The organism is Streptomyces sp. NPDC036815, assembly GCF_055609205.1.
In genome coordinates this window covers 147,635-171,683 of sequence record NZ_JBVJPW010000012.1, presented here as the reverse complement: position 1 = coordinate 171,683, position 24,049 = coordinate 147,635, and the positions used below count along the sequence as shown (strand labels likewise).

Annotated in this window: 21 protein-coding genes; 6 read left to right on the top strand and 15 right to left on the bottom strand. The window is 70.3% G+C overall.

All coding sequences use genetic code 11. From position 1 onward, the window contains the following. Window positions 1–10 precede the first annotated feature (10 nt). The 3 genes from proP to ACZ69I_RS24400 form a co-directional block, all read right to left on the bottom strand. Complete coding sequence (gene proP / locus ACZ69I_RS24410; RefSeq protein WP_470834549.1) at window positions 11–1,480, bottom strand: glycine betaine/L-proline transporter ProP; 1,470 nt, start codon at window positions 1,478–1,480, stop codon at window positions 11–13. A gap of 155 nt (window positions 1,481–1,635) precedes the next feature. After that, complete coding sequence (locus ACZ69I_RS24405) at window positions 1,636–3,468, bottom strand: alpha-L-fucosidase (protein WP_470834548.1); 1,833 nt, start codon at window positions 3,466–3,468, stop codon at window positions 1,636–1,638. A 237-nt stretch (window positions 3,469–3,705) separates the two neighbouring features. Then, entirely contained in the window at window positions 3,706–4,068 is a 363-nt protein-coding gene (locus ACZ69I_RS24400; RefSeq protein WP_470834547.1) for a hypothetical protein, read from the bottom strand. Between the two features lie 341 nt (window positions 4,069–4,409). On the opposite strand from ACZ69I_RS24400, the gene ACZ69I_RS24395 reads away from it, so the two are divergent. After that, the gene (locus tag ACZ69I_RS24395; protein ID WP_470834545.1) at window positions 4,410–6,620 is read left to right on the top strand and encodes an alpha-N-acetylglucosaminidase; all 2,211 of its coding nucleotides are present in this window, start codon (window positions 4,410–4,412) and stop codon (window positions 6,618–6,620) included. A gap of 109 nt (window positions 6,621–6,729) precedes the next feature. Here ACZ69I_RS24395 and ACZ69I_RS24390 read toward each other — a convergent pair whose 3' ends face one another. Beyond that, window positions 6,730–7,380 carry a DUF4360 domain-containing protein gene (locus ACZ69I_RS24390; RefSeq protein ID WP_467678438.1) on the bottom strand — a complete coding sequence of 217 codons (651 nt, stop codon included), beginning with the start codon at window positions 7,378–7,380 and terminating at the stop codon, window positions 6,730–6,732. A 254-nt stretch (window positions 7,381–7,634) separates the two neighbouring features. On the opposite strand from ACZ69I_RS24390, the gene ACZ69I_RS24385 reads away from it, so the two are divergent. Both ACZ69I_RS24385 and ACZ69I_RS24380 read left to right on the top strand, forming a co-directional pair. Beyond that, entirely contained in the window at window positions 7,635–8,498 is an 864-nt protein-coding gene (locus ACZ69I_RS24385; protein WP_470834543.1) for a chitosanase, read from the top strand. Between the two features lie 194 nt (window positions 8,499–8,692). Then, the gene (locus ACZ69I_RS24380) at window positions 8,693–9,658 is read left to right on the top strand and encodes a hypothetical protein (RefSeq protein ID WP_470834542.1); all 966 of its coding nucleotides are present in this window, start codon (window positions 8,693–8,695) and stop codon (window positions 9,656–9,658) included. Between the two features lie 51 nt (window positions 9,659–9,709). Here the strand turns inward: ACZ69I_RS24380 and ACZ69I_RS24375 are convergent, their stop codons facing one another. Beyond that, on the bottom strand, window positions 9,710–10,726 hold the full coding sequence (locus tag ACZ69I_RS24375; protein ID WP_470834540.1) for a helix-turn-helix transcriptional regulator: 1,017 nt from the start codon (window positions 10,724–10,726) through the stop codon (window positions 9,710–9,712). Between the two features lie 123 nt (window positions 10,727–10,849). Here ACZ69I_RS24375 and ACZ69I_RS24370 point away from each other — a divergent pair, with 123 nt between their 5' ends. After that, window positions 10,850–11,248, top strand: coding sequence for a VOC family protein (locus tag ACZ69I_RS24370; RefSeq protein ID WP_470834538.1), 399 nt, complete (start codon window positions 10,850–10,852; stop codon window positions 11,246–11,248). 51 nt (window positions 11,249–11,299) lie between these two features. Here ACZ69I_RS24370 and ACZ69I_RS24365 read toward each other — a convergent pair whose 3' ends face one another. Together ACZ69I_RS24365 and ACZ69I_RS24360 are read right to left on the bottom strand one after the other, a co-directional pair. After that, on the bottom strand, window positions 11,300–12,781 hold the full coding sequence (locus ACZ69I_RS24365) for an MFS transporter (protein WP_470834536.1): 1,482 nt from the start codon (window positions 12,779–12,781) through the stop codon (window positions 11,300–11,302). A gap of 326 nt (window positions 12,782–13,107) precedes the next feature. Beyond that, complete coding sequence (locus tag ACZ69I_RS24360; RefSeq protein ID WP_470834534.1) at window positions 13,108–14,328, bottom strand: MFS transporter; 1,221 nt, start codon at window positions 14,326–14,328, stop codon at window positions 13,108–13,110. Window positions 14,329–14,657: 329 nt separating this feature from the next. Between ACZ69I_RS24360 and ACZ69I_RS24355 the strand changes: the two genes are divergently transcribed. Continuing rightward, a complete protein-coding gene (locus ACZ69I_RS24355) occupies window positions 14,658–15,578 on the top strand; it encodes a scabin-related ADP-ribosyltransferase (RefSeq protein WP_467678423.1) in 921 nt (306 codons plus the stop codon). A gap of 88 nt (window positions 15,579–15,666) precedes the next feature. Here the strand turns inward: ACZ69I_RS24355 and ACZ69I_RS24350 are convergent, their stop codons facing one another. The 8 genes from ACZ69I_RS24350 to ACZ69I_RS24315 all read right to left on the bottom strand — a co-directional run bounded on the left by ACZ69I_RS24350 (window position 15,667) and on the right by ACZ69I_RS24315 (window position 23,035). Next, window positions 15,667–17,076 carry a nucleobase:cation symporter-2 family protein gene (locus ACZ69I_RS24350; RefSeq protein ID WP_470834668.1) on the bottom strand — a complete coding sequence of 470 codons (1,410 nt, stop codon included), beginning with the start codon at window positions 17,074–17,076 and terminating at the stop codon, window positions 15,667–15,669. Window positions 17,077–17,402: 326 nt separating this feature from the next. Continuing rightward, window positions 17,403–18,803, bottom strand: a complete 1,401-nt coding sequence (locus tag ACZ69I_RS24345) for an 8-oxoguanine deaminase (protein ID WP_470834533.1) — start codon at window positions 18,801–18,803, stop codon at window positions 17,403–17,405. Between the two features lie 45 nt (window positions 18,804–18,848). Then, window positions 18,849–20,267 (bottom strand): nucleobase:cation symporter-2 family protein, encoded by a 1,419-nt coding sequence (locus tag ACZ69I_RS24340; RefSeq protein WP_467678419.1) that lies wholly within the window; start codon window positions 20,265–20,267, stop codon window positions 18,849–18,851. Window positions 20,268–20,334: 67 nt separating this feature from the next. Further along, entirely contained in the window at window positions 20,335–21,267 is a 933-nt protein-coding gene (gene pucL / locus ACZ69I_RS24335; RefSeq protein WP_306337172.1) for a factor-independent urate hydroxylase, read from the bottom strand. A 5-nt stretch (window positions 21,268–21,272) separates the two neighbouring features. Next, window positions 21,273–21,689 (bottom strand): hydroxyisourate hydrolase, encoded by a 417-nt coding sequence (gene uraH, locus ACZ69I_RS24330; protein WP_467678416.1) that lies wholly within the window; start codon window positions 21,687–21,689, stop codon window positions 21,273–21,275. Continuing rightward, on the bottom strand, window positions 21,686–22,201 hold the full coding sequence (uraD, locus tag ACZ69I_RS24325) for a 2-oxo-4-hydroxy-4-carboxy-5-ureidoimidazoline decarboxylase (RefSeq protein ID WP_470834531.1): 516 nt from the start codon (window positions 22,199–22,201) through the stop codon (window positions 21,686–21,688). The genes uraH and uraD overlap by 4 nt, the downstream gene beginning before the upstream one ends. Before the next feature lie 181 nt (window positions 22,202–22,382). Further along, entirely contained in the window at window positions 22,383–22,760 is a 378-nt protein-coding gene (locus ACZ69I_RS24320) for a helix-turn-helix domain-containing protein (protein ID WP_467678410.1), read from the bottom strand. Then, the gene (locus tag ACZ69I_RS24315; RefSeq protein ID WP_467678408.1) at window positions 22,757–23,035 is read right to left on the bottom strand and encodes a YkoF family thiamine-binding protein; all 279 of its coding nucleotides are present in this window, start codon (window positions 23,033–23,035) and stop codon (window positions 22,757–22,759) included. Before ACZ69I_RS24315 ends, ACZ69I_RS24320 begins: the two co-directional genes overlap by 4 nt. Window positions 23,036–23,161: 126 nt before the next feature. Between ACZ69I_RS24315 and ACZ69I_RS24310 the strand changes: the two genes are divergently transcribed. After that, a complete protein-coding gene (locus ACZ69I_RS24310) occupies window positions 23,162–24,001 on the top strand; it encodes a TIM barrel protein (protein ID WP_470834529.1) in 840 nt (279 codons plus the stop codon). The last annotated feature ends 48 nt before the right edge of the window (window positions 24,002–24,049 follow it).

Genomic DNA, 24,049 nt, shown 5'->3' with positions numbered 1-24,049 from the left:
ACGAAAGGCCCTACGCCAGCCGCTGGGACTCCACCAGCTCCCGCGCCTCCTCGTCCGAACCCACCGACGGCGGGGAGCCCTCCAGCGGCTGGCGGGCCGTCTCCTTCATCGCGGCGACGGCGATGATGCCGACGAGGCCCGCCAGCATCGTGTAGAACGCGGGCATCAGGTCGTTGCCGGTGGCGCTGATCAGGCCCGCCACGACCAGCGGCGTCGTACCGCCGAAGAGGGAGACGGAGATGTTGAAGCCGATGGACAGCGAGCCGTAGCGGACGTCCGTGGGGAAGAGGGCGGGCAGCGACGAGGACATGACGCCCAGGTAGCAGACCAGGGCGAGACCCAGGATGAGCAGGCCCGAGAAGACCGGGATCGTGCCGCCCTGCTTGATGAGGAGGAAGGCCGGAAGGGCGAGCACGAAGAAGCCGATCGAGCCCGCCATCAGGACCGGCTTGCGGCCGATGCGGTCGGAGAGGCGGCCGACGGAGTTGATGAGGGCCATCAGGATCAGCATCACGATGACGATGGACATCAGGCCGCCGGTCTCGCCGAAACCGAGCTGGGTGAGGTACGTCGGCATGTACGACAGCAGCATGTAGTCGGTGACGTTGAACGCCGCGACCAGGGCGATGCAGAGCAGCATCGCGCGCCACTGGCCGAAGAAGGAATCCCTGAAGGACTTCTTGTCGCGCTCGGCGGCCGGTCCGCTCTCCTCCATCTTCTGGAAGGCGGGCGACTCGTCGAGCTTCAGGCGCAGGTAGAGGCCGATGAGGCCGAGCGGCGCCGCCACCAGGAACGGGATGCGCCAGCCCCAGGACTGCATGGAGTCGTCGCTGAGCGCCATGGTCAGGGTGGTGACGAGGACGGCGGCGACGGTGTAGCCGATCAGCGTGCCGAACTCCAGGAAGGAGCCCCAGAAGCCGCGGCGCTTGTCGGGGGCGTACTCGGCGATGAACGTCGCCGCACCGCCGTACTCGCCCCCCGTGGAGAAGCCCTGCACCATGCGGCAGAGGACGAGGAGGACCGGCGCCCAGACGCCGATCGAGGTGTAGCTGGGGATCAGGCCGATGGCGAGCGTCGCCGTCGACATCATGATCATGGTGAGGGCGAGGATCTTCTTGCGGCCGACCTTGTCGCCGAGCGGGCCGAAGAACATGCCGCCGATGGGGCGCACCAGGAAGGCGGCGGCGAAGGTCGCCAAGGAGGAGAGGGTCTGCGCGGTGTCGTTCCCGGACGGGAAGAACTCCTTGCCGATGATGACGGCGAGGTAGGCGTAGACGCCGAAGTCGTACCACTCCATGGCGTTGCCCAGCGCGGTCGCCTTCACCGCGCGTTTGACCTGAGCTTCCTCGGTCACCGTGATGTCGGACTGGCGCAGCCGCGGGTTCTTGCGGCGGTGGATCGCGCGGAAGAGCGCACGGTGGCGGGCCACTGCTTCGGGAGCGGGCGGTGCCGGTGTTTCAGGGGCTTCGGGCGCGCTCACGTTGCAGTCACTCTCTCTGTCGGACACCTGGGACGGTCGTCGATCAACATTGCCAACCCCCGGAAGGGGAAGTGCCCGCCATTGGTCCCAAGGCCCATGGCCTCAAGTCCTTCGGACAAAGGACTTGAGGCCCGATTTTCAGGAAGTGGGTCCCGTCAGCGCATGTACAGCTGCGAACGGGGAACAATCTGCTGCTCCTGGCCGGGGCTCGACCACAGCAGCTTCAGATGGGCCTCGCCCGTCTGCTCCGCGTACTCGACCTTGATCGCGTGACGCCTGCCCGCGGTCAGGTTCACCCGGGCCTTGTCGAGCCTGGGCTCGTGCGGGGTCCAGGAGTCGATGACGAGCTTGCCGTCGATCCACACGCGGGCCATGTCGTCGGAGACCGTGGTCAGCGTGTACGTCTCCGAGCGGCGCGGCACGACCGATCCCGTCCAGCGGACGCTGAAGTGGTCCGGGGGGATGGCGGCGGCGGGTGAGCCGGTGTACTTCCACGCGTGGTTGAGCGTGGCGTCGGTACGGGTGATCCTCGGGGCGCCTTCGAGTTTCGCGTTGTCGAAGACCTCCTGCTTGAGGCCGGTGCCGCGGCCGGGGCGGGCGGTGGGTCCGGGGTCGACGGACAGCTCGACCACGGTCGCGGTCTCGTTGGTGGCGGCGCCCGACGGCCTGATGTCGAAGCCGTCGCCCGCCTCGGTGACCGTCACCTTCTGGTCGCTGCCGAGGACCCTGGCCGACGTCACCGTGAACCCGGTGCGCGCCGTGAGGTGCAGTGTCCCGCCCGCCGCCGGCCAGCGGGTGACCGCCGCGTACAGCTTGTCGCCCTTGCGGCTCACCGATCCCCAGGACGGCTCCTCGACGAGGCCGCCGTAGCGGGCGCCGAAGACGGCGTTGCCCTGGCCGTCCTCGCGCAGCCAGTCGCCCATCTGCTTCAGGCGGTCGACGGAGGGCTGCGGGACGCGGCCGCGTGCGTCGGGGCCGACGTTGAGGAGGTAGTTGCCGCTGCGCGATGTGGTGGCCAGGAGGTTGCGGGTCAGGGCCGGGCCCGACTTCCAGTTCTCGTCGTAACGGGCGTACCCCCAGTGGCCGTTGAGCGTCATGCACGACTCCCAGAGCTGGCCGTCGACCGGGGCGCCCGGGATCTCCTGCTCGGGGGTGCCGTAGTCGCCGTCGACGACGCGGCGCTTGCCGACGCGGTTGTTGATGACCAGCCCGGGGTCGAGGCCGCGGAGGTAGGACTCCAGGCGCTCGCCGTCCCTCGCCGTCCAGGGGTTGTGGGGGTTGTCGGTGTCCCACTCGCCGTCGAACCAGAGCAGCGCCGGGTCGTAGGTGTCGACCAGCTCCTTGAGCTGGGCGTACATGCGCCTCTCGTACGCGGGGAAGGTGGCCGGGTCCGCGAAGTCCTTGTCGTGCCAGTCCCAGATCGAGTAGTAGAAGCCGAGCTTGATGCCCGCGTCGTCGGTCGCCTTCTTGAGCTCGGCGAGGATGTCGCGGTTCTTGTCGAAGGAGGAGTGGTCGCGCAGGTTCCAGTCGTTCACCTTCGTCGGCCACATCGCGTAGCCCTCGTGGTGCTTGGACGTGATGACGATGTAGCGCATCCCGGCGCCCTTGGCCGCCTCGACGACGGCCTTCGCGTCGAAGTCCGCGGGGTTGAACGACTGTGCCCGCTTCTCGTACGCGGCCATGGGGATGTCGCACTGCCGCTTGATCCACTCGGCGTCGCGGCACACGCTCCCGTCGGGCCGCTCGTACTCGCCCTCCAGGTTCGAGTAGGCGCCGAAGTGGATGAACATGCCGAAGCGGTCCTGGCGGAACCAGTTGGTGCGGTCCGCGGTGAAGGGGTCGTCCGCGGCATGGTCGGTGCCGGGGTTGGCGGTCGCGGTGGGGTTGGCGGTCGCGGCGGGGACGGCGGTCGCGGCGGGGACGGCCGTGCCCGCGAGGGCGGCGGAGAGGAGCAGGGCGAGTGCGGGTCCAGTGGCTCTGCGGCGCATGGGGGCGGCTCCCGGGGGTCCCTGGGTTGGGGGTCGCACGGGAACGTAGGAGTGAATACGTCGGATGTCAATGGGCCGGTCATGGGTCGAATCGGCGCCATCTGGTGACCAGTTGCCTTATCGAGTCCCCATTGCTCCGATGACTGGAGTTCGCCGCCACCGTGGCGCGTGAAGACGCGCACGGCGGCGGCGTACGGTGGCGGCGCGCGACGGCGGCACCGACCGCTCCGGGACATCTCAGTTGAAGACGACGACGTCCGTACGCATCGGGATCGGGCTGCCCCAGCCGATGTTGATCTTGAATATCACCTGGCCCGTGCCGGGTGCGATGCTCGACACCTCGAACGGCGCGGAGCCGACGAACCTCATGCCGTTGCCGTCGGTCTCGGAAGCCGTGATGACGACGGTCGAGTTCGGGTTGATCACGCTCCAGTCGATCGGCAGATTCCACGTGCCGTTCCCCGGGCCCCACCACCACGCGGCCCGCCAGACCTCACCCACGTTGCCACCGGCCGCCTCGACCCTCCCGTCCCGCACGGCTTCCTGCGTGCTCCTGAGGATCTGGGGGGCGACGGCGTTGTCGGCCTTGGCTGTGGTCATAGCTGTTCTCCCATCCATTCTCGCGATGCGGGGCTCGCGCTGCGAGACCCGTCAACTCGCTTACACAGAAGGCGAGTTGACCCGCATCCACCCTTCCGGGATGCGACTCGTCCAGCGTTCCTCGCGAGCCACCGAACCCCCAAATTCCGGTCCATCCAGCGGAACACCGGCCGAAGCGTGCTTTTTCAGAGCCGTCGGGAGCACAGGCGTGCCCCCGGATCAAGCAGGGGAAGAGACACCTCGGAATGCACCGCGCACCCGCCCCGCACCGCACTGCCCCGCCCCGCACCGCACTGCACCGCACCACCCCGCACCGCATCCCTCCCGATTACGGAGCCCGTATGCCTCTCCCCCGCCGCACCCTCCTCACCGGCCTCGCCGGTACGGCCGGTGCCGCAGCCGTCGCCTGTACCGGCAGCACGGCCGACGGCGCGCCCGCCCCGCGCCGGACCGCCGCGACCGAGGCGGCCCGACGCCTGCTACCCCGCCACTGGGACCAGATCACGTTCAGGACCGTCCCCAAGGAGCCGGGCGCCGAGGACTCCTTCCGGGTCACCGGCGAGCGCGGCCGCATCACGGTCACGGCGACCGGACCCGCACCCCAACTCACGGGCTTGCGCCACTACTTGAAGCACACGGGGCACGCCAACATCACCTGGGCGGGCAGCCGGACGGACCTGCCGAAGCGGCTCCCCGCGCCCACGGCCCCGCTCACCGGCACGGCCAACGTCCCCCACCGCTTCGTACTCAACGACACCAACGACGGCTACACCGGCGCGTACCACGACTGGGCCTACTGGGAGCGCGAGATCGACGTGCTCGCGCTGCACGGCTACAACGAAGTGCTCGTGTACGTGGGCGCCGACGCCGTACAGCACCGCGCGTTCCAGGAGTTCGGCTACGCGGACGAGGAGCTGCGCGCCTGGATACCGGGCCCCGCCCACCAGCCGTGGTGGCTCCTGCAGAACATGTCGTCATTCCCGCACCCCGTGTCCCGGCAGCTGCTCGACGCCCGCGCCCGCCTGGGCCGCCGCATCTGCGACCGGCTCCGCGAGCTCGGCATGACACCGGTCCTGCCCGGCTACTACGGCACCGTGCCGGCCGGTTTCGCCGACAGGAACCCCGGCGCGAAGACGGTTCCGCAGGGCGACTGGGTGGGCTTCACGCGACCGGACTGGCTGGATCCGCGCACCGGCCATTTCGCGCGCGTGGCCGCCGCGTTCTACCGGGCGCAGGACGCCCTCTTCGGCCCGACCACGATGTACAAGATGGACCTCCTGCACGAGGGCGGGAAGCCCGGCGGCGTGCCGGTCGGCGAGGCCGCGAAGGGCGTCGAGAAGGCGCTGCGGACCGCGCACCCCGGCGCCACCTGGGTCATCCTCGGCTGGCAGCACAATCCCCCGAAGGCCATCACCGACGCCGTCGACAAGGAGCGCATGCTCGTCGTCGACGGCCTCTCCGACCGCTTCCCGCACGTCACCGACCGCGAGGCCGACTGGGGCGCCACCCCGTACACCTTCGGCTCCATCTGGAACTTCGGCGGACACACCGTCCTCGGCGCCAACACACCCGACTGGGCGGCCCTCTACGACAAGTGGCGCACCAGGGACGGCAGCACGATGCGCGGCATCTCCCTCATGCCGGAGGCCGCCGACGACAATCCGGCGGCCTTCGAGCTCTTCTCCGAACTGGCGTGGAGGAAGGGCGACTTGGACCTCAAGCGCTGGTTCGCCGAGTGGGCCCGTACCCGATACGGGGCCGAAGACCCGCACGCCACCGCCGCCTGGGACATCCTGCGCCGCACCGCCTACGGCACGACCCGGGCGGACTCATGGGCCGAGGGCGCCGACGGGCTGTTCGGTGCACGCCCCGACCTGGCCGCGACCTCGGCGGCGGCCTGGTCCCCCAAGAAGATGCGCTACGACCCGGCGGACTTCGAGCCCGCCCTGACCGAACTGCTCGCGGTGCGCCCCGAGTTGCGCACCTCGTCCGCATACCGCCGCGACCTGCTCGATGTCGCCCGGCAGGCGCTCTCCAACCGCAGCCGCGTCCTGCTCCCCCGGATCAGGGAGGCGTACGACGCGGGGGACGCGGCCCGCTTCGACCGGCTGACCCGCGACTGGCTCGCCCTCATGGACCTGCTCGACCGGCTCGTGGCCACCGACGCGCGCCACCTGCTCGGCCGCTGGGTCGCGGACGCCCGCGCCTGGGGCGCGACCGACGAGGAACGCGCCGAACTCGCCTACGACCAGCTCTCCTTGGTCACGGTCTGGGGCACGCGCGAGGGCGCGGACGCGGGCCTGCGGGATTACGCCAACCGTGAGTGGGCGGGCCTCGTCGGCGGCCTCTACCGGCACCGCTGGTCCCTCTACTTCAAGGAACTGCGCGCCGCCCTCAAGGAGGACCGCGCTCCCGCCGACCTCGACTGGTTCACGATCGAGAACGCCTGGGCCCGCGACCCGGGCCACCTGCCGACCCGCCCTTCGGGCCGCACGTACGCGGTGGCCGCCGTGGTGCGCAGGCGCCTCTCGGACGGGGCGGGCGCCCCGTAAGGGGCGCGGGGAACGGCGCGACGAGCCACGACACACCCGCGGCCAGAGACGCGAAGGACCCGCTCCCCACCCCGGCGCGCGGGGCAAGGGGGCGGGCCCCTGCGTCACCTCACGGACGGCGCGGGCACTCCTTCCAGGCCATGTGGTACACGGTACTGATGTCCCCATCGGTCGAGTCCATCGTCATGAAGCTCGACTTCGCGGGGTCGGACGTTCCCGCGTCGACACGCAACTCCGTGTTGATGTTGAAGTTCCGCTTCACCCCACACGGCGCCCACACGAGCTGCGCCCAGTCCGTACTGTCGGTGGCCTGCCAGTTGTCGCTGTAGGCCCCCTTGAACTCGTGGCTGATCGCCCCCGTCTGGGGCGACCCCTGGAAGTAGTACGAGGCCTTCTCCGTGCCCTTGGCGCCGGGCTGGAGCGAGGCGTAACCGCGGTAGTCCGCGCTGGCGATCGCATACGTGAAGCCCTGCGGGACGTGCACGACGAGGTTGAGTTGGCAGTTCCTGCGGAAGGCCGTGGGGTCGGCCCCCGCACCCGTACGGGCGAGATAGTCGCTGTAGGTGACCGTGAAGGCCGTGTTGTCCTCGGACACGGCGACGGCCGCGGTACCGGCGGGGCAGCCGGAGCCGTTGACCGTGGCGACCTCGATCACGATCTTGTCGGGCGGCGGGTCCAGGATCGAGGTCGTGTCCTGCGCGGGGAGCGTCGAGCCGAAGAGCGCCACGAGGGCGCCGCTCAGCAGCAGTGCACCGGCCATGGTTCTCCATTCCATTTCTGCGGAGGGGGGTTGGAGAAGTGCCTGTGGTGCGTGGAGCGCAGTGCGGGTGCCTGGAGCGGATTGCGTGAGCGAGGGGGAGCGTACGGACCCGTGGGGCGCGCTGCCAGAGCGAGGTCCGGCCATTTGGCGCCGCCGAGGTATCGCGGCTTGACGGGTATACGTCATCTCAAATCTCTGGTAGGAAACCTTCCTAACAGACGCGGAACCATGAACTCCCTCACCTGGAGGCCCTCGTGGAGACCCCCCACATACGCACGCGCACCACCACCCTCACCTCCCGCCGCACGCTGCTCGCCGTCATGGGCGCGGCGGCCGTCGCGGGGCCGCTGCTCGCCACGCAGGCGGCGAACGCGACCCAGACATCCGCCTCCTCCCCGCGCGCGGCCGGCGGGCTCGACGACCCGGCGAAGAAGGAGATCGCGATGCAGATCGTCTGCAGCGCGGAGAACTCCTCGCTCGACTGGAAGAAGCAGTATCGATACTGCGAGGACATCGACGACGGCCGCGGCTACACCGCGGGCATCATCGGCTTCTGCTCCGGCACCGGCGACATGCTCGACCTGGTCGAGCTCTACACGCAGCGCAAGCCGGGCAACGTCCTGGCCAAGTACCTCCCGGCGCTGCGCAGGGTCGACGGCACCGACTCGCACGAGGGCCTCGACCCGAACTTCAAGCGCGACTGGGAGCGGGCCGCCGACACCGACGCGGAGTTCCGCAAGGCGCAGAACGACGAGCGCGACCGCGTCTACTTCAACCCGTCGGTCAAGCAGGGCAAGGCGGACGGCATCGGCGTCCTCGGGCAGTTCTGTTACTACGACGCGATCGTCATGCACGGCGACGGCGGCGACTCCACCAGCTTCCGCAACATCCGCAAGCGCGCGCTGCGTTCGGCCAAGCCGCCGGCCCAGGGCGGCGACGAGGTGGCGTACCTGAACGCCTTCCTCGACGCGCGCGTCTGGGCGATGAAGCAGGAGGAGGCCCACGAGGACACCAGCCGGGTCGACACGGCGCAGCGGGTGTTCCTGAAGAAGCGGAACCTCAACCTGGACACGCCGCTGGAGTGGAAGGTCTACGGGGGCCCGTACCGCATCGGGTGACGGTCAGCGGTCCTCGGCCGCCTTCCCGAGGGTCCGCTCGCGCGGGGTGCTTCGGCGCCCCGCGCTTCCGTCCCCTCCCCCTCTCGCGCACCTCCAATGCCACGCGCCTCTTGCCTCACCAGGGCCCCAGTGGATACGGTCCCGGCCAACTCCCCATCTACGCGCGTCAACCTGCACCGAGGTGAGAGACCCCCATGTTCCTCCGTACGACCGTGCTGACCACCGCAGCCGTCGCCGTCGCCGCGCTCGCCGTCACGGGCGCCACCACCGACAGCCCGGCCACCACCGCCACCGCGGCCTCCGCGTCGGACGGCGGCTGGCAGCGGGCCGGTGACGACATCACCTCGGGCATCAGCGGCTCCGCGCTGACCGGCCGTGCCGACGGCGCGACGCACGCCGTCGTCGTACGCGACAACAAGAAGCCCGGCCAGAACCGCGTCGCCGATCTCACCTACCGCCCCGGCCGCTCCGCCACCGTCGAGCCGCTCACCTGGGCGGGCGGTGCCGAACCCATAGACCTGGAGGCGATCGAGGCGGTGCCGGGCACCTCCGCCGAGTACGTGGCGCTGGCCAGCCGCGGCCTCGTCTACCACCTCAAGGTGAAGGGCTCCGAAGCCGAGGTCCTGGACACCTCCCCGCTCCCCGCTATCGCCGAGGGCGACGACTACGAGAGCTTCGCGCTGACCTCGCGGCACGGCAGCCTTGCGGCGGTCTGGGCCGACCGGGGCGCGGGCAGGGGCCGCCCGGCGACGCTGCGCGCGGCGCCGTTCTCCTTCAACAAGTACGGCGAGGCGGAGTTCGGCCGGGTCACCACGGCCCGCTTCCGTGCCCCCTACCCGTCGGGCGACGTCCGGCACGCCTCGGACATCACGGTCACGGGCTCCGGCCGCCTCCTGATCAGCTCAGCCTCGGACGCCGGGGACGACGGCCCCTTCGACTCGGCCGTGAACGACGCGGGCAGCCTGTCGGTGAGCAGCTCCGGCGCGGTGCGCCTCTCGGTCGCCAAGTCCCCCGACGTACTGCGGAAGTTCAAGGGCCACAAGATCGAGGCGATGGAGTACGTCCCGGAGACGAGGTCACTGCTGCTCGGCACGGACGACGAGAACGCGGGAGGGGTCGTGACCACGGTGCGGCTGCCGCGCGGCGGCACGTCCCGCTGACCGCCGGCCCACCATCTCGCATCAGGCCTTCCCCTATCCGGCCTTCTCTCATCAGGTCCGGCGGGCCCAGGAAGCGATACGGTCCGCGAACTCGCGTACCAGTTCCCGGAGTTCGTCGGGCCGCTCGATGACGAAGGGCCGGTCGAGGGAGGCGAGCACCGGCGGCAGCCAGTCGAGCCGCTCGGCCCGCACCTCGACCCGCAGCCAGGGCTCGGCCCCCGCGTCCGCGCCCGCCCCGGACGCGGGGCCGAGCTCCTCCAGCGTCGCGACGGAGGCCGGGAGCCGGGCCCGGATCTGCTCGGCCGTGCCCTGAATCCGCAAGGTCACCTCGTACCGGTACGGGGCCGTGGCGAGCCCCGCCAGGACGCGCTCGGCCGGATCGACTCCGTCCGGCACCTCGAACGCGCCGAGCAGGTTCCGCGCCCCTTCGATGCGGTCGAGCCGGAAGGTCCGGTCCTCGCCGGTGCCGGTCCGGTCCTCGCCGGTGCCGGGGACCGCGCCCGTGACGTACCAGCGGCCCGCGTGGGCGACGATCCCGTACACGTGCAGGGGGCGTTCGCTGCGGCGGCCGCCCCGGTCGACGTATCTGATCGAGACCGGACGCCGGTGACGCGCCGCGTCGGCGAGGGTGAGCAGGACCTCGGCATCCGGGGTCGCGGACTCGCCGGGCGGCGCCGTGAAGGCGAGGGAGTCCAGGACCGCGTCGAGCCGGTGCGCGAGGCGCTCGGGCAACACCCTGCGGATCTTGGCCGCCGCCGTCTCGCTCGCCGAGTCCGCCGCCGTCATCAGCCCCGCCCTGCGCCCGGCGACCAGGCCGAGCAGCGCGGCGAGCGCCTCCTCGTCGCTGAGCATGAGCGGCGGCAGACGGTATCCGGGAGCGAGCCGGTACCCGCCGTAGCGGCCGCGCACCGCCTCGACCGGCACGTCGAGGTCGACCAGATGGTCCACGTACCGCCGCACGGTCCGCCCGTCGACGCCCAGTTTCCCGGCGAGTTCCGCCACGGTCCGGATGCCGCCCGACTGCAGCAGCTCCAAGAGGGTCAGCACACGCCCGGTAGGTCGAGACATGGTCGGAGCCTAGCGCCGATACCGGACCGATTCTGTCCTGTATCTGTCCTAGCCTGCGGATTGCCGCGACCTCACGGCACGGCGGCGCCTTAGGCGACCACATTCTTGACCTGGGAGAACACCATGGATTTCGTCTCGATCCGCATCATCACGCACGACGTCGCGCGCCTCGTCGCGTTCTACGAGAAGGCCACCGGCGTCCCGGCCGCCTGGGCCACCGAGGACTTCGCGGAGCTGGGCACCCCCACCGCGACCCTCGCGATCGCAGGCACCCGCACCGTCCCGCTGTTCGCCCCCGGCTCGGCCCGCCCCGCGGACAACCACAGCGTGATCATCGAGTTCCTCGTCGACGACGTCGACCGCGTCCACGAGAACCTGACCGCTCTGGTCACCGACTTCGTCGCACCCCCCACCACGATGCCCTGGGGCAACCGCTCCCTGCTCTTCCGCGACCCCGACGGCAACCTCGTCAACTTCTTCACCCCGGTGACCCCGGCGGCCGTCGCGAAGTTCGCCCGGTGAGCACCCGTAGCGCGGCGACGGACGGGCCGCCGGGCCGCGCCACGGAGTGGATCAGCGCTCGGCCGCGCCGTGCGCCCGCTCGGGCAGGCAGAACATCAGCGCCCACAGCAGGGCGAGGAGGCCGCCGACCCACCACAGCACGGTGGTGAACGCCTCACGGTTGAGTCCGGCGTCGGGCGAGCCGCCGGTGCTGGCGAAGAAGACCAGGGCGGTCAGCGCGGTGCCGAGGGCGATGCCCAGGTGCATGGCGGTGTTGAACAGGCCCGAGGCCGCACCGGCGTCCTCGTGCGGGACCCCGGCCAGCGACATGTCGGCGAGCGGACCGCTCACCATGCCGAGTCCGAACCCGATCAGTACCACCGCGGGAGTCATCGCCAGCAGGGTCAGGTCCGCCTGAACCGCGTCGGCCTGGAGTCCGTACGCGGCCATCGCGGCGAGCGCGATGAGGGCTCCGGTCTGGGGCAATCGTCGGGCGAAGCGTCCGGCGCTCTTCGCCGCGATCGTCGCTCCGGCCAGTTCTCCGAAGGAGAGCAGGACGAAGACGATGGCCGCGTGGAAAGGGCTCATGCCCAGGCCGCGTTGGAGGTAGAGGGTCCAGGTCATGAAGAACAGCCCGCACAGCACGCCGTGCGTCAGCTGCGCGGCCGTACCGCCGGAGAACTGCCGGCCCCGGAAGAGGGGCAGCGGCACGAGGGGTGCGCTGCCCTGCTTGCGCCGCTGGTGGCGCAGGAAGGCGCCGAGCGCGAGCAGGCCGGTGGCGAGCATGACGAAGCACCACGGCGGCCAGCGGTGGAGGTGCCCCTCGGTGAGCGGGACGAGGATCAGGACGATGGCCAGTGCGGACAGCAGCATGCCGGTCAGGTCGGGCCGGTCGGCCTTCTGGACGGTCGATTCGGGGATGAACCGGCGTCCCAGGAGGAGCACGGCGAGGCCGACGGGCACGTTGATCAGGAAGATCGGCCGCCAGGACAGCCCGAACAGATCGGCCTCGGTGAGCAGCCCGCCGAGCACCGGGCCCAGCACGTTGGCGAGGGAGAGGACCGCCCCGTACAGGCCGAACGCCTTGCTGCGGTTCTGCCCCTCGAAGGTGACGTGGAGGGTCGCCAGGACCTGCGGAATCATCAGGGCCACTCCCACGCCCTGGAGCATGCGCGCGCCGATCAGTACACCGGGACCCGTGGCGAGGCCGCACAGCAGCGAGGCGGCGGTGAACACGACGGTGCCGGTGAGGAGCGTCCTGCGGCGGCCGTAGAGGTCGCCGAGGCGCCCGCCGGTGATCAGCCCGACGGCGACGGGCAGGGAATAGCCGGTGGTCAGCCACTGCACGGCGGCCGGTCCCGCACCGGTCGATTCCTGGATCGCGGGCAGAGCGGTCAGGACGACCGACTGGTCGAGGATGTCCATGAGCTCGGCGACCAGCAGCACCAGGAGGGCGATCCGGGCGGCCAGGGCCATTTTCGGGTGGTGGGGTGCGGGGTGGTCCGGGGGCTGGGTGGTGTGCTGTGGCTCGTTGCCGAGCGCGGCGGACGACACGACGGAACTCCTGATCCAAGGAATCGGGGAGCCCTGCCGACAACTGCACCGGCGCGGGAGAACGCGAAACCCGGGGCAGACGGCAGAGCTGCACCCGGGAGGAAGAAAGACAGAAAACTGCGGGGGGGTGACGCAACTCAGGCCAGCGCGACGTCCGCCCCCGGACACGTGCGACACGACAGCACGCGGGGAACGCGGACAACTACATGGCCTGGTTGATAGGACGTCACCTCAGCATCGACACAGCAGGAACAAGAGCTCCGGCCGAGACCTCGGCACGGAAGCCCAACCACGGTATGACATCTCGGGGCCCTTCGTACAACGGATTATGAAGTGCCCCGCTGGGACGTGAGCGCCACCGCCGCCACCGCGCACACCGCGACGACCCCGCCGAGGACCATCAGCACGGAGACGGAGGCCGCGTCCACGACCGTTCCGCCCGCCAGCGCGCCGAGCGACATCGTCGCCTGGAACGACGACGTGAACAGGACCGACGCCGCCTCGGGCGTCTCCGGCGCGGCGCGCGCGAACCACGTCTGGGAACAGACCGGCACCGCTCCGTAGGCGAGGCCCCACACCAGGAGCAGCGCGAGGGCGCCCGCCTTCCCCGCCCCCAGCAGGGGCAGCAGCAGCGTCACCGCGGCGAGCAGACCGGCCGCGGCGGCGAAGGCGGTACGGAGCCCTCGCGCCGCGTACGCGCCCGCGAGGAAGTTGCCCGCGACGCCCGCGGCACCGTAGGCCAGCAGGAACGCGGTGATCAGGGTCGGCCCCGCGTGCGTCACCTCCGCCAGGAACGGGGTGACGTACGTGTACGTGCCGAAGTGGGCCGCCACCACCAGGAACGTCACGGCGAGACCGGCCCGGACGCGGGCCGTGCCGAGCAAGTCGCGCAGCACGGTGAGCCGGGTCACGCGCTGCGGGGGCAGCGGTGGCAGCGTGCGCAGGAGCGCGGCCAGGACGATCAGCGTCAGGACGCCCATCGCGGCGAACGCCGCACGCCAGCCCATGAGCTGCCCCAGAAGGGTGCCGGCCGGGACCCCCAGCACCGAGCCGAGGGGTACGGCGGAGAAGATGACGGCGGTGGCGCGCCCCGCCTGCGCCGCGGGCACGAGGCGGGCCGCGAGTCCCGCGCCGATGGACCAGAACGCGCCGATGACGAGGCCGACGAGGACGCGGGAGACCATCATCATCCCGTACCCGGGCGCGCACGCGGCGAGGAAGTCGGCGAGGGCAAGGACCGCCATCAGCAGGCACAGCATGCGGCGGCGGTCGACGCGTCCGGTGGTGACCGTCACGGTGGGGGCGGCGACGGCCGCGAGCAGACCCGGCACCATCATCATCAGGCCGGACGTGCCGTCCGACGTGCCGAAGGTGTCACCGATCGGGGTGAGCAGGCCGACGGGGAGGATCTCGGTCGTGACGATGGAGAAGATCCCCGACGTGAGGGAGAGGACCGCGAGCCGGCCGGTCAGGGGCGAGCGGCCGGTGGCGGTGGCCGCGCCTGCGGGGGGCGTCGGCGGGGGCGAAGCGGTCGTCGGTGCGGTCATGGCTCCGAGTTCAGCAGTCGCCCCCTGCCCGGGTCTGGCATGAATTCGACGTCAACGTAGAGCAGGAGATGGCGGCGTGGATGTGGATGCGGTGGCCGTCGACGTCAGGGCCTGTCTTTCACGCCAGGATCGGCGTCGTCCTCCGCCGGGATCGACGACGTCGCCGCAGGCCGGCGCACCCCGAAAGCGGAAGCCCCCCGGGGCACCCCCGCACCGACCGCCCGCGCCCCGCACCTGCCCGTTCAGCCACGCGACCTTGCCCTTCGGTCTCTGGCCGCACCCGCCTGCTGTCAGGGAGACTTGGTGGCTCTGTAGATCGAGGAGTCCCGTTGCGCGAACACGACCACCCCCGTACGAACGCCGCCGGGAAGACGCGAGACACGGCCCGCAGACCCACAACCGGAACCGAAGACCCGCTCCAGCGGCTGCGCGCCCTGCAAGGAGCCGCCGGGAACGCCGCCGTGGTGCAGATGCTCCGTCAGAACGGCGGGCAGGGCGCCGGGGAGCAGGAGCAGCACCGGCACGGCGCCGGCTGCGGCCATCAGCAGGACGGGCAGCCCACGGTGCAGCGCGCGCCGGGCCAGGACCCGATGGCGATGGACATCGACAGGCTGGACTTCTCCGACGCCGAGGAGCTCTCGGACGGCGGCACCGACTCGGAGGCGGGCGAGTACGACTTCCCCGACTTCATGGCCGAGCGCGACAAGCACCCCCGTTCCACCACGCCTACTCCGCAGGCCGCGGCGGGCTTCGGGGACAGCACCTACGGCATCGACCCCGGCAAGGTGAAGTCGATGCGCGAGGACAGGAAGCAGGGCCGCGACGTACCGCCGCTGCGCTACCGCAAGGACAGCGAACCCCTGTACCGCTGGGACGGCAGGACGCCGGACCAGATACTCGGCAAGGGGTTCAAGCCCTGGAACGAGAAGCTGCCGGCGAGCCTGCGGCACTATCAGAAGCTTCTGCAGAGGACGGGTTTCGTCAGCACCACCCGCTCCCCCGGCGGGTACGTGCCCGACTGGGCGCGGCAGCCGGACGGCAGCGGCTGGCGCTACGTGATCCACGCGCCCGGCGGCATCGACCTGGTGGACACGCTGGGCACCACGTCCTTCGCCCAGCAGCAGGAAGTCATCTTCTGGAAGGGCATCCAGGCGAACTACGTCGTCCGCGCGGAGCTGTGCGACGCGAGCGGCAAGGTCATCAAGGTCGTCAAGGGCGGCGACCCGGACGCGATGGACGTCGACGGCTGAGGGACGGCGGGTGACGGGCCGTGGCCTCGCGCGGGACCTGACCGCGCGAGGGAACGGCGTACGCGAGCCGTGACCGCGGGCCGGGACCTCAGTGCGCCACCGCCCGCCCCTGCCCCGGCACCCGTGTCTCGGCGATCTCCCCGCCCGGCTCCATCGGAGCCGTCACGTCGTCCTCCTCGCGGCCCTTGCCGATGTGGTTGAAGACCAGGTTCAGGAGCACAGCGGCCACGCAGCCCGTCGAGATGCCCGAATCCAGGATGATCTTCGCCGTCTCCGGGAAGGCGTGGTAGAACTCCGGCGCCGCGATCGGGATCAGGCCGACGGCCAGCGAGACGGCCACGATCAGCACGTTGTTGTCGCGCTCCAGGTTCGCCTTGACCAGCGTCTGGATGCCGCTCGCCGCGACCGAGCCGAAGAGCACCACGCCCGCGCCGCCGAGCACGGGGCGCGGCACGACCGCGATGAGCGAGGCGGCCATCGGACAGAGGCCCATCAGGACGAGGAAGCCGCCGCCGACGGCGACCACGTACCTGCTGCGGATCTTCGTCATCGCGACCAGGCCGATGTTCTGCGCGAAGGCGCTGCACATGAAGCCGTTGAAGAGCGGGCTGAGCGCCGAGCCGAGGGTGTCGGCGCGCAGGCCCGCGGCGATGGTCTTCTCGTCGGCGGGGCGTTCCACGATCTCGCCGAGGGCGAGCATGTCGGCCGTGGACTCGGTCATCGAGACGACCATGACCACGCAGAGGGAGACGATCGCGGCGGCGGCGAACTGCGGCGCACCGAAGTGGAAGGGGGTCGGGAAGCCCACGACGTCCGCGTCGCCGACCGGGCCGAAGTCCGTGACGCCGAACGGGATGGCGACGAGCGTGCCGATGACGAGGCCGAGCAGGACCGCGATCTGCTTCACGAAGCCGGTGGTGAAGCGGCGAAGGAGCAGGACGATGACGAGCGTGATGCCCGCCAGGCCCAGGTTCTTCATCGAGCCGTAGTCGTCGGCGCCGGGGACGGGCCCCTGCGCCCAGCCGAAGGCGACCGGCATCAGCGAGATGCCGATGAGGGTGATGACCGTGCCGGTCACCACGGGCGGGAAGAAGCGGATCATCTTCGAGAAGAACGGGGCGGCGATGAAGCCGAGCACACCGGCGACGATCACCGCGCCGAAGATGACCGGCAGCGCGTCGTCCTTGTTGTCGGTCGATTCGACGACCGCGAGCATGGGGGCGACACCGGCGAAGGTGACGCCGTTGACGAAGGGCAGCCGGGCGCCGATCTTCCAGAAGCCGAGGGTCTGCAGGAAGGTCGCGAGGCCCGCGGTGAAGAGGCAGGCGCCCGTGAGGAACGTGAGCTCCTTGGCCGAGAGGCCGATGGCGGCGCCGACGATGAGCGGCGGGGCGACGACGCCCGCGTACATGGCGGCCACGTGCTGGAGGCCGGTGGTGGCCATCTTGAGGGCGGGGAGCTTCTCGTCGACGGGGTGTACGGCCCCGTCGGCGCGTATGGACCCGTCGTCGGTGTCCGGGTCGGGGGCGGCACCTGGGCCGGTGCCTGGGGTGGTGCCTTGCTTGGTGAACCTGGGCTGAGTGGCCACTGTGGCTCCTCCGGTTGTTTTCCAGTACCGGCTGGGCCGCCGGCACTTTTCGCTTCTGGGAGGTGGTGCGTGGTGCAAGGACTTGCTCGGTATGTGGTTGTGGAAATGCGCCCAGGTATTACTGACCGCCCCGGGAACGCGAAGCTTTGGGCCACGTTCCGGGGCGGCACTTGAGCAGCCCGCTCGGCTGCTCAAGTCCGGTCAAGGGCCGTCCCCCCCGACCGGAGTTCTTGGGTTCAGCTCCCGGCGGCGATCCGCGCGAGACGCTGCGCCTGGTCCCGCGTGGAGCGGGCGATGGCGTCCTCGTCGGCGTGCAGCAGGCGGCCGTTCTCGACGACCGGCTTGCCGTTGACGAGGGAGAGCGTGACCGGGGCCGCCGCGCCGAAGACGATGGCGGTCACCGGGTCGGCGATGGACGCGTGTCCGATGCCGTCGATCTTCCAGAGCACCAGGTCGGCGAGCTTGCCCGCCTCCAGGGACCCGATCTGCGTGCCCCGGCCGAGGACCTGCGCGCCGCCGTACGTGCCAAGGCGCAGGGCCTGACGGGCGTTCAGGGCGGCTTCCCGGTGGGCGCCGAGGCGGTTGATGAGGAGCGCGTTGCGCAGCTCGGTGTGCAGCTCGCCGGACTCGTTGGACGCGGTGCCGTCGACGCCGAGGCCGACCGGGACGCCGGCCTTCAGCATGTCGGGGACGCGGGCGATGCCGGCCGCGAGGCGGGCGTTGGAGGACGGGCAGTGCGCGACACCCGTACCGGTGCGGGCGAACGCGGCGATGTCGGAGTCGTTCATGTGGACGCAGTGCGCCATCCACACGTCCTCACCGAGCCATCCGGTGGACTCGAAGTAGTCGGTCGGGCCCATGCCGAAGAGCTCGTGGCAGAACTTCTCCTCCTCGACCGTCTCGCTGCCGTGGGTGTGCAGGCGCACGCCGAGGCGGCGGGCCAACTCGGCGCCCTGCTTCATGAGTTCGGTCGACACGGAGAACGGCGAGCAGGGCGCCACGGCGACCTGCGTCATCGCGTCGAAGGAGGCGTCGTGGTGCTTCTTGACGGTCTCCTCGGTCGCGGCGAGCGCGCCCTCCAGGGTCTCGACGGCGAAGTCCGGCGGCAGGCCGCCGTCCTTCTCGCTGCGGTCCATGGAACCGCGGGCCAGGGTGAAGCGGACGCCCATCTCGGAGGCGGCACGGATGATCGACCCGGAGAGGTCGCCGGAGCCCTGCGGGAACACGTAGTGGTGGTCCATGGCGGTGGTGACGCCGCCGCGGGCCATCATGCCGAGGGAACCCTGCGCGGCCGCGTACGTCATCTGCTCGTCGATGCGCGCCCACGTCGGGTAGAGCGCCACCAGCCAGTTGAACAGGTTGTGGTCGGTGGCCAGGCCCCGGGTGATCCACTGGTAGAAGTGGTGGTGGGTGTTGACCAGGCCGGGGGTGACGAGGTGGCCGGTGGCGTCGACACGGCGTACGACGTTCGCCAGGCCCTCGGGGGCCTTGCCCGCGCCGATGGACTCGATCTTGTTGCCCGCGACGACGATGTGGCCCGAGGCGTACTCGGTGTCCTGGGCGTCGACGGTCGCGATGGCGGCGTTCTCGATGACGATGCGCTCTACGGGTCCTGCGGGGTTTGCCGAGGTTGCCATGGTGCTTCCTTTTCGTGCTGGTGGCGATGTGGGCACGGCATGACCCTAGGAAGATTTGAGTGCCGCGGCGGTGGAGCCACGGGTGCCGAGATGGTGGAAGAACAGGTTGAGCGAGACGGCGACCAGGGCACCGGCGCTGATGCCGGAGCCGAGCACGGTCTGCGCCCAGGCGGGGAAGTCCGCGTAGAAGGTGGGGGCGGCGAGCGGGATGATGCCCGCGCCGAGCGCCACGGCCACCAGGATGATGTTGGAGCTGTCGTCCAGGCCCGCCTCGGAGAGCGTACGAATGCCGCTGACCGCGATGGAGCCGAAGAGGACGATGCCCGCGCCGCCGAGTACCGGCATCGGGACCACGTTGACGACCGCGCCGAGCACCGGGAAGGCGCCGAGGACGATGAGCGCGCCACCGGCGACGGCGACGACGTACCGGCTGCGGACCCGGGTCAGCGAGACCACGCCGACGTTCTGCGCGAAGGCCGAGGTCGGGAAGCCGCCGAAGACGGGGCCGACCAGCGTCGCGATGCCGTCGGTGCGCAGGCCGCGGGTGATGGTCCTCCCGTCGGTCTTGCGCTCGCAGATCTCGCCGAGGGCGAGCATGCCGGCCGCGGACTCGGTCATCAGGACCAGCATCACGATGCAGAGCGAGAGGATCGCGGCGGGCTGGAAGACGGGGGCGCCGGAGGCGAACGGCGTGGGCAGGGCGGCGAGCGGGGCCGTCTGCACCGACGTGAAGTCGGCCATGCCGAACGGGATCGCGGCGAGCGTACCGATGAACATGCCCGCGAGCAGGGCGACTTGCTTGAGGAAGCCGCGGCCGAAGCGCTGGAAGAGCAGGATCACGACGAGCGTGAAGGCGGCGAGCGCCAGGTACTTCATGTTGCCGAAGGTCGGGTCGGTCTCGTCGCCGCCCTGCGCCCACTTCACGGGCACGGGCATCAGCGTGACGCCGATGAGGGTGATGACGACGCCGGTGACCAGCGGCGGGAAGAAGCGGAGCAGCCTGCCGAAGAAGGGGCCGACCGCGAGGCAGAAGACGCCCGCGACCATCACCGCGCCGTAGATCGCGGGGAGTTGGTCGCCCTTGGCATTGGTCTCGGCGATGGCCAGGATGGGCGCGATGCCGGCCGAGGAGGCGGCGTTCACGAACGGCAGGCGGTTGCCGACGAAGCCCTTGACGCCGAGGGTCTGCAGGATGGTGGCGAGACCGGCGATGAGGAGCCCGGCGGCGATGAGCCGGGTCTGGGCGACGGTGTCCAGGCCGCAGGCCTGGCCGATGATGAGCGGAGGGGTGACCACACCCGCGTACATGGCGGCGATGTGCTGGAGCGCGGCGGGGACGAGCCGCGAGGGGTGGAGCTTCTCATCCACCGGGTGACAGTCGGCAGTTGATGCGCTGTCAGCTGTGTCCGATGGGGTGGAACACGGGCCTTCGGCTGCTGCCGGCCCCTTTGCAGGCTGTGCCATTGCGGATGTTCCCTCCGGTGTGGCGCGCCCCCGCCCACTGCGGTGGAGCGGGGGCGCGCATCCCGCGTCAGAGGTTGGTCATGTCGACCGGGATCTTCGGCTCGACGCCGTCCCGCAGGATCGTGGCCTCGATGAGGCCGTACGGGCGGTCGGCGGCGTAGTAGACGGCCCCGTCCTTGGCGGCGTTGTCGAGGCCGAAGGGCGAGAGGTCCTGACGGAAGTGGTGCTTGTTGGGCGCGGAGAAGCGGATCTCGTCGATCTCGCTGCGGTTGTTGATGACCCGCGAACCCATTTGGTACAGCGTCTGCTGGAGCGACAGCGAGTAGGTCTCCACGAAGGCGTGCAGGATGTGCTTCTTCGCCTGCTCGTACGACCGCTCCCAACTCGGCATGCGCTGCTCGTCGTTGGTCCAGTTGTGCCGCCACCAGGTGGACAGGGAGGTGGCGAGGATGCGGTCGTAGTCTTCCTGGAGGGTCGTGTACTTGTCCTTGATGTAGCCCCAGAACTCGGAGTTCGTGGAGTTCATCACGGTCAGGTCCTTCAGACCCGAGAGGACCTCGAAGTTCTCGCCGTCGTACGTGATCTGGGCGAGCCGCGTCTCCTGGCCCTTGCGGACGAAGGAGTGCTTGACCTCATCGGCGCCGATGAACTTGGAGTTGCTGTCGGAGCCGCCGATGCGCTCCCAGCTGTACTCCTCGATGCGGATGCGCGCGCGGTGGATCGAGGGCTGGCTGTCCACGAAGTGCCGGGCGAGGTGGATGCCGTACTGCTCGGCCGACTCGATGCCGTATTCCTTGGCGAACGCGAAGCAGGTGTTCTTCGTGGTGTCCGTCGGCAGGCAGTTGGCGTTCGAGCCGTTGTAGTGGACGTCGTCCAGGTCGCCGGAGAGCGCGACGGAGACGTTCAGGTCCTTGATGTGATGGGTGTCGCCGTCCCGCGTGATCTTTACGACCCGGTTCTCAGCCTTGCCGTACTGGTTCTGTCCCAGAATGGTGGGCATGTCTGCTAGCTCCCTCGGTAAACGGAGTAGCCGAACGGGTTGAGCAGCAGCGGTACGTGGTAGTGCTCGCCCGGCGTGACGGCGAACGTGATCGCCACCTCCGGGAAGAACGCACCGGTCGCACCGCTGTCCCGATTCGCGGGGGCGTCCTGCTGCGCCTCGGCTTGCTTGTTCTGCTGGTCGTGCTCGGTCAGGAAGTACGACTCGGTCTCGAAGTCGAGCCGTACGTGGGTGGTGCCCTCCGGCAGGGCCGGCAGGTCCTTGCAGCGCCCGTCCGCGTCGGTCGCGCTGCCGCCGAGCGGCTGCCACTCCGCGTCCGGCCCGCTGCGGGCCGTCAGGGAGATGGCGACGCCCTCGGCGGGGCGCCCGACACTGGTGTCCAGGATGTGCGTGGACACCGAAGCGGTCGTTTCCGTGCTCATGCGTCGCTTCCTTCTTCTACGAGGCGGGTCAGGCGGATGCGGTTGATCTTGCCCAGTTCGCTGCGGACGATCTCGCGCTCTCCCTCCGCCTCGTTCTCGATCCGGGCCTTGAGCTGACCGAGCATGAACTCGGCGGTCGCGCCGGTCGCGCAGATCAGGAAGACGTGACCGAACTTCTCCTGGTAGGCCAGGTTCAGTTCGAGCAGTTCGGTCTTGAGCTCCTCGGAGGCACCGGCCATCCCGCGCTGTTCGCGGGCGGAGGTCGGGTCCCCCGGCTTCGGGCGGCCGATCGGCGGGTGCCCCGCCATCGCCTCGGCCAGATCCTCGGCGGTGAGCTCGGCCATGGCGGCGTCGCTCGCGGCGAAGAGGGCTTCGACGGTGGCGTACGGGCGCTGGGCAAGCAGTTTGCTTCCCCACGCCGAAGAGGCGCAGGCCTCGTGGAGGGCGGCGGTGGCCGCGGCCTCCTCCAAGGCGTTGAACCGGGTGAGACCCGGTGTCGTACTCGAAGTCACGGGGAGCCTCCGTGGCCTTGTGCTGGACGGGCTGCGGAACAGCTAAGACCTTCAACAACACCGCGTCAACAGTTTGTTGAAATAACTTGAACAAAGAAGCCGCCACCCGGTGGTACGGGTGACGGCTCAGCGCCACAGAGTGACGGGGAAGACCGGTGCGACCGGTGCGGCCCGTCGGAAATCACTCGCTTTTCGCGGCGTTCTCCCTGTTCAGGTAGTTGTACACCGTGAAGCGGCTGACGCCCAGGGCTCCGGCCACCGTCTCGACGCCGTGCCGGACGGAGAACGCGCCGCGCGCCTCCAGGATGCGTACGACCTCCTGCTTCGCCTTGCGGTCGAGCTCGGAGAGCGGCCGCCCCTGCTTGCGCTCCAGGGCCAGCAGGATGTGGTCGAGGGAGTCGGCGAGCTGCGGCAGCCGCACGGCCACCACGTCCTGGCCCTCCCAGGCCAGGACCACGTCGTCGATCCCCGCCTCGTCGGGCGGCATCATCTCGCCGCCCATGGCGTCCACCAGCGGTTTCACCGCGGTGACGAAGGGGTCGTCCCCGAAACCGGTCACTTATCCGCCTCCCCCGGGTCCGCCGGCTCCCCCGGCTCGCCGATCACGTTGACCTGGAGCGAGACGCGGGTGGCGCCCGCACCCAGGGACCGGCGCAGCATCGCGTCGACCGCGGTCAGCACCGCGTCGACGTCCCCCTCCGCCGTATTGCCGAAGGGACCTACGTCCACGGCGTCCAGCGGGGCCCCCTGAATGACCTCACGGGCCACCAGCGCATGCGCGGGGGCCTCGTCGAGATCGAAGGGTTCGGTCGTGAACTCCACTCTCAATCGCACGCTCCACAACCTAACGCCGCGGCTCGATTTTTCGGCAGCCCCCTCTTGACAGCTTCCGCAGACCACAGGCAGTCTTCCATCAAGCAGAAATGAACTTCCGCAATACGGAAGGAGCGCGGAAGCCCCATGGGATACTCCGACCAGCGCTTCAATGTGAACCTGTCGATCCTCTTCACCGAGCTCCCGCTCCTGGAGCGCCCCGCGGCCGCCGCGAAGGCCGGCTTCGGCGCGGTCGAGCTGTGGTGGCCCTGGGTCGACGCCCCCACCCCCGAGCAGTCCGAGCTCGACGCCCTGAAGAAGGCGATCGAGGACGCGGGCGTGCGGCTGGTGGGGCTGAACTTCTACGCCGGGCAGCTGCCCGGTCCCGACCGCGGCGCCCTGTCGATCCCCGGCGAGGAGAGCGAGAAGTTCCGCGCGAACCTCGCGGTGGCGGCGGACTTCGCCAAGTCCCTCGGCTGCACGGCGCTCAACGCGCTGTACGGCAACCGCGTGGAGGGCGTGGACCCGGCCGTCCAGGACGAACTCGCCCTGGAGAACCTGGTGCTCGCGGCCCGCGAGGCCGACCGCGTCGGCGCGATCCTGCTGATCGAGGCGCTGAACGCCCCCGAGTCGCCGAAGTGCCCGATCGTGAGCGCGCCCAAGGCGACCGAGATCGTGGACAAGGTGAACGCGGCCACCGGCCTCGGCAACGCCAAGTTCCTCATGGACCTGTACCACCTGTCCATGAACGGCGAGGACCTGCCGTCGGTCATCGAGCAGTACGTGTCCAGGACCGGCCACGTGCAGATCGCCGACAACCCCGGCCGCGGCGCCCCCGGCACCGGATCGCTGCCCCTAGAGGGTCTCCTCGACCAGCTCAGGAAGGCGGGTTACGAGGGGTGGGTCGGCCTGGAGTACAAGCCGGGCGACGCCCCGAGCGCCGAGGCCTTCGACTGGCTGCCCGCCGAGGCCCGCGCCGCACGCTGAGCGGCCACTCATCGACGTACGACACGCTTGAGAGCAGTAGGAGAGACA

Excerpts from the sequence above, each read along its gene's own strand:
- ACZ69I_RS24405 (WP_470834548.1), bottom strand. The coding sequence starts at position 3,468 with ATGCGCCGCAGAGCCACTGGACCCGCACTCGCCCTGCTCCTCTCCGCC.
- ACZ69I_RS24400 (WP_470834547.1), bottom strand. The coding sequence starts at position 4,068 with ATGACCACAGCCAAGGCCGACAACGCCGTCGCCCCCCAGATCCTCAGG.
- ACZ69I_RS24395 (WP_470834545.1), top strand. The coding sequence starts at position 4,410 with ATGCCTCTCCCCCGCCGCACCCTCCTCACCGGCCTCGCCGGTACGGCC.
- ACZ69I_RS24390 (WP_467678438.1), bottom strand. The coding sequence starts at position 7,380 with ATGGCCGGTGCACTGCTGCTGAGCGGCGCCCTCGTGGCGCTCTTCGGC.
- ACZ69I_RS24380 (WP_470834542.1), top strand. The coding sequence starts at position 8,693 with ATGTTCCTCCGTACGACCGTGCTGACCACCGCAGCCGTCGCCGTCGCC.
- ACZ69I_RS24375 (WP_470834540.1), bottom strand. The coding sequence starts at position 10,726 with ATGTCTCGACCTACCGGGCGTGTGCTGACCCTCTTGGAGCTGCTGCAG.
- ACZ69I_RS24370 (WP_470834538.1), top strand. The coding sequence starts at position 10,850 with ATGGATTTCGTCTCGATCCGCATCATCACGCACGACGTCGCGCGCCTC.
- ACZ69I_RS24360 (WP_470834534.1), bottom strand. The coding sequence starts at position 14,328 with ATGACCGCACCGACGACCGCTTCGCCCCCGCCGACGCCCCCCGCAGGC.
- ACZ69I_RS24345 (WP_470834533.1), bottom strand. The coding sequence starts at position 18,803 with ATGGCAACCTCGGCAAACCCCGCAGGACCCGTAGAGCGCATCGTCATC.
- ACZ69I_RS24340 (WP_467678419.1), bottom strand. The coding sequence starts at position 20,267 with ATGGCACAGCCTGCAAAGGGGCCGGCAGCAGCCGAAGGCCCGTGTTCC.
- pucL (WP_306337172.1), bottom strand. The coding sequence starts at position 21,267 with ATGCCCACCATTCTGGGACAGAACCAGTACGGCAAGGCTGAGAACCGG.
- uraH (WP_467678416.1), bottom strand. The coding sequence starts at position 21,689 with ATGAGCACGGAAACGACCGCTTCGGTGTCCACGCACATCCTGGACACC.
- ACZ69I_RS24310 (WP_470834529.1), top strand. The coding sequence starts at position 23,162 with ATGGGATACTCCGACCAGCGCTTCAATGTGAACCTGTCGATCCTCTTC.